This window comes from Sphingomonas sp. PAMC 26605 (genome assembly GCF_000241485.1).
Lineage (GTDB): Bacteria > Pseudomonadota > Alphaproteobacteria > Sphingomonadales > Sphingomonadaceae > Sphingomonas.
Genome location: NZ_JH584241.1, coordinates 3,433,179 through 3,437,273 on the forward strand (window position 1 = coordinate 3,433,179; position 4,095 = coordinate 3,437,273).

5 protein-coding genes are annotated in these 4,095 nt (G+C 66.9%); all 5 read left to right on the plus strand.

The window, feature by feature from the left end:
- Nucleotides 1-52: 52 nt before the first annotated feature.
- Nucleotides 53-532, plus strand: a complete 480-nt coding sequence (locus tag RH90_RS15900) for an RNA pyrophosphohydrolase (RefSeq protein ID WP_010186970.1) — start codon at nucleotides 53-55, stop codon at nucleotides 530-532.
- 43 nt (nucleotides 533-575) lie between these two features.
- Nucleotides 576-1,784, plus strand: a complete 1,209-nt coding sequence (locus RH90_RS15905) for a hydrolase (protein ID WP_010186972.1) — start codon at nucleotides 576-578, stop codon at nucleotides 1,782-1,784.
- The gene (locus RH90_RS15910) at nucleotides 1,781-2,797 is read left to right on the plus strand and encodes an arginine N-succinyltransferase (protein ID WP_029625372.1); all 1,017 of its coding nucleotides are present in this window, start codon (nucleotides 1,781-1,783) and stop codon (nucleotides 2,795-2,797) included. Before RH90_RS15905 ends, RH90_RS15910 begins: the two co-directional genes overlap by 4 nt.
- A gap of 94 nt (nucleotides 2,798-2,891) precedes the next feature.
- Nucleotides 2,892-3,110 carry a hypothetical protein gene (locus tag RH90_RS15915; protein WP_010186976.1) on the plus strand — a complete coding sequence of 73 codons (219 nt, stop codon included), beginning with the start codon at nucleotides 2,892-2,894 and terminating at the stop codon, nucleotides 3,108-3,110.
- A gap of 68 nt (nucleotides 3,111-3,178) precedes the next feature.
- On the plus strand, nucleotides 3,179-4,078 hold the full coding sequence (gene cysD / locus RH90_RS15920) for a sulfate adenylyltransferase subunit CysD (RefSeq protein WP_010186978.1): 900 nt from the start codon (nucleotides 3,179-3,181) through the stop codon (nucleotides 4,076-4,078).
- Nucleotides 4,079-4,095 lie beyond the last annotated feature (17 nt).

Here is a 4,095-nt window from a genome sequence, read left to right on the forward strand (position 1 = left end):
CGGTCCCCCTCCCCCCGCTGCGCGAGGGAGGATTTAGAAGAAAGAATCCCCAATGACCGACCCCACGACCCTCCCCTATCGCCCCTGCGCCGGGATCATGCTGCTCAACGCCGACGGTCTGGTCTTCGTCGGACAGCGGATCGATGCCGAGGTCGAGGCGTGGCAGATGCCGCAAGGCGGGATCGACGATGGCGAAGACCCCGAGGCGACCGCTTTGCGCGAACTCGGCGAGGAAACCGGCATTGCGCCGGAGCATGTCGCCCTGATCGCCGCCGCGCCGCACGAACTGTTCTACGATCTCCCCGAAGAGCTGGTCGGCCGCGTGTGGAAGGGCAAGTGGCGCGGGCAGCGGCAGCGCTGGTTCCTGTATCGCTTCCTCGGCAGCGACGCCGACATCGACATCGCGACCGAGCATCCCGAATTCAAATCCTGGCGATGGATCCGCCCCGAAACGCTCCCCGAGATCATCGTCGCGTTCAAGAGAACGCTGTACGAAGAGGTGCTCGAGGCCTTCGCACCGCACCTGCGCTGAAGCGGGGTGGAGCGCGCGGTGCAGACCGGCTAGACCCTTGGCGATGGCGGGGATGACAGAGATCGAACGGGCGACCATCGCCCATGTCGCAACACAACCGATGCTGGCGCAGGTCGAGGCCTGGTCGGCGATCAACAGCGGCACGCGCAATCTTGCCGGATTGGCGGCGGTAGCGGAACAGCTGGCAGCCGCGTTCGGTGCGCTGCCGGGCGAGCTCGCGCTGGTCGATGGCGACACCGCCGAGAACGTCTCGGCCGATGGGGCGGTGACGACGCTCGACCATGGCAAGCATCTCCATCTGATCGTGCGGCCCGAGGCGCCGGTGCAGCTCCTGCTGACCGGCCACATGGACACGGTGTATCCCGCCGACCATGCCTTCCAGACGCTCGCCTTTCGCGACGACGGCACGCTCAACGGGCCCGGCGTCGCCGACATGAAGGGTGGCCTGGCCGTCATGCTCGCGGCGTTGCGCGCGGTCGAGGCGAGCCCGCTTGCGGCGCGGATCGGCTATGAGGTCGTGATCAATTCGGACGAGGAAACCGGCTCCTTCTCGTCCTCCGCGCTGATTGCGCGTGCGGCGCGCGGCAAGCTCGCCGCGCTGACCTACGAACCGGCGCTGCCCGACGGCACATTGGCGGGGGCCCGCGGCGGCACGGGCAATTTTTCGATCGTCGTCACCGGCCGCAGCGCGCATGCCGGGCGCAATCCCGAGCAAGGCCGCAACGCGATCGTCGCGGCGTCCGATCTGGCCGTGCAGCTGTTCGCGATCCGCTCGCCCGCGCTTGCGGTCAATCCCGCGCGGATCGAGGGCGGCGGGCCGAACAATGTCGTCCCCGATCATGCCGTGCTGCGGATCAACTTCCGCCCCGCCGACCGCGCCGAGATCGACCGCGCGCAGGCCGCGCTCGACCGGACCGTCGCCGCCGTCGCCGCGGCGCATGACGTGACGATCCGCGCGCACGGCAGTTTCAACCGCCCGCCCAAGCCGATCGACCCGGGTGCCGCCAAGCTCTTCGCGCTGGTCAAGGCGTGCGGCGCCGATCTCGGCCTCGATATCGCGTGGCGCGCGACCGGCGGGGTCTGCGACGGGAACACGATCGCGGCGTGCGGCGTCCCCGTGGTCGACACGATGGGCGCACGCGGCGGCGCGATCCACTCGACCGACGAATTCCTGATCGTCGAGTCGCTCCCCGAACGCGCCGCGCTCTCGGCGCTGACGATCCTGCGCCTTGCCGAAAAGGGCTTCCTGTGACTCACGTGATCCGCGCCGCGCGCGACAGCGACCTCCAGCCGCTTTACGAAATGGCCAAGCTCACCGGCGGCGGCTTCACCAATCTCCCGCCCGATCGCACGGCGCTGAAGGCCAAGCTCGATCGCAGTGCCGCCGCTTTTGCGCGCGTCGCGGACGAAAAGGCCGACGATCTGTTCGTGCTCGTGCTCGAGAATGTCGAGACCGGCGAGGTCCGCGGCACCTGCCAGATCTTCACCCATGTCGGGCAGAGCTATCCCTTCTACAGCTACCGCCTCGGCACGCTGACGCAGCACAGCAAGGAACTCGGCCGCACCTTCCGCGCCGACATGCTCGGGCTGACCACCGATCTCGAGGGGTGCAGCGAGGTCGGCGGGCTGTTCCTCCATCCGGGCGAACGCGCCGGCGGGCTCGGCATGCTGCTCGCGCGCAGCCGCTATCTGTTCATCGCGGCCCACCGCGCGCGCTTCGCCGATCGCGTGCTCGCGGAACTGCGCGGGATCATCGACGAGGCGGGCGGTTCGCCCTTCTGGGATGGCCTTGCGGGGCGCTTCTTCGGGATGAACTTCCAGGACGCCGACCAGTTCAACGCAGTGCGCGGCCATCAATTCATCGCCGACCTGTTCCCCAAGCACCCGGTCTATATCGCGATGCTCCCCGAGACCGCGCGCGCGGTGATCGGCCTGCCGCATCCCTCGGGTCGCGCGGCAATGCGGATGCTCGAGAACGAAGGCTTCGCCTACGAAAACTATGTCGATATCTTTGACGGTGGCCCGACGATGATCGCCAAGACCGACCAGGTCCGCACGGTGCGCGATGCGCAAGCGTCGCGGATCGTCGCGCTCGACGGCGATGGCGGCGATCCCGCGTTGATCGCGCATGGCCGACTCGCGGAGTTCCGCTGCGCCTATGGCACCATCCGGCCGTGCGCAGGCGGCGTCGTGCTCGATCGCGCCACCGCCGACGCGTTGCGCGTGAGCGAGGATTTCATCGTGAACCATGTCGCGCGCACCTGACCGCTTGTGTCGGGTTAACTGACAGTTAACTATCTCTACGCGCGCCAAGGCACGAGAATCCGCGGTTGGCCCACGGCTTGCGTAAGGATTTGGCATGTGGACCAAATTCTCCGGCCTGTTCGTCATCAAGACCAAGTTCGAAGCCTTTGCGGTGATCTATGCGCTCGCGCTCGGCGCGGTCGAGCGTGGGGTGCATTATCTCGCGCAATATCCCGGCGTCGGCGGCTGGCTGCTGTTCGCCGTGTGCCCGATCGCGGTGTTCATGGCGGGCGTGCGAATCCTCGATTCGGTCGAGCGCAACGCGGTGTCGTGACGCCGCTTTAGGCATCGACAGGATAAGTTGATCGCTTGCCAGCATTTCTGCACTATCTGCAAGGCAGCATGACGATCCTTACCCACCTCCAGCGGCTCGAGGCCGAGAGCATCCATATCCTGCGCGAAGTCGTCGCGGAGGCCGAGCGGCCGGTGATGCTCTATTCGGTCGGCAAGGATTCGGCGGTGATGCTGCACCTGGCCCGCAAAGCGTTCTTTCCGGGCAAGCCGCCCTTCCCGCTGCTCCATGTCGACACGACGTGGAAATTCCGCGCGATGTACGATCTGCGCGAGCGCGCGGCAGCCAAAGCGGGGATGGAACTGATCATCCACCAGAACCCCGACGCCATCGCGCAGGGCATCAACCCCTTCGATCATGGCAGCCGCCACACCGACATGTGGAAGACCGAGGGGCTCAAGCAAGCGCTGACGCAGGGCGGCTACGACGTCGCCTTCGGTGGCGCGCGGCGCGACGAGGAGAAGAGCCGCGCCAAGGAGCGGATCTTCAGCTTCCGCTCGGCGAGCCAGCGCTGGGATCCCAAGGCACAGCGCCCCGAACTGTGGCACCTCTACAATGCGAAGAAGGCGAAGGGGGAAAGCATCCGCGTCTTCCCGCTGTCGAACTGGACCGAGCTCGACATCTGGCAATATATCCTCGCCGAGGGAATCGAGATCGTCCCGCTCTATCTCGCCGGGCCGCGCCCGACGGTCGAGCGCGACGGGATGCTGCTGATGGTCGATGATGACCGCTTCCGGCTCGAACCCGGCGAAGTCCCGGTCGAGCGCTCGATCCGCTTCCGCACGCTCGGCTGCTATCCGCTGACCGGCGCGGTCGAGAGCGCGGCGACGACGCTTCCGCACGTGATCCAGGAAATGCTGCTCACCACCACCTCCGAACGCCAGGGCCGCGCGATCGATCACGACCAGAGCGCGAGCATGGAGAAGAAGAAAGCCGAGGGGTATTTCTGATGAGCGCGCTCACGTCG

What these genes read in the sequence shown, in the direction of transcription:
- cysD (WP_010186978.1), top strand. Translation starts at nt 3,179, where the DNA reads ATGACGATCCTTACCCACCTCCAGCGGCTCGAGGCCGAGAGCATCCAT.
- RH90_RS15900 (WP_010186970.1), top strand. Translation starts at nt 53, where the DNA reads ATGACCGACCCCACGACCCTCCCCTATCGCCCCTGCGCCGGGATCATG.
- RH90_RS15915 (WP_010186976.1), top strand. Translation starts at nt 2,892, where the DNA reads ATGTGGACCAAATTCTCCGGCCTGTTCGTCATCAAGACCAAGTTCGAA.
- RH90_RS15905 (WP_010186972.1), top strand. Translation starts at nt 576, where the DNA reads ATGGCGGGGATGACAGAGATCGAACGGGCGACCATCGCCCATGTCGCA.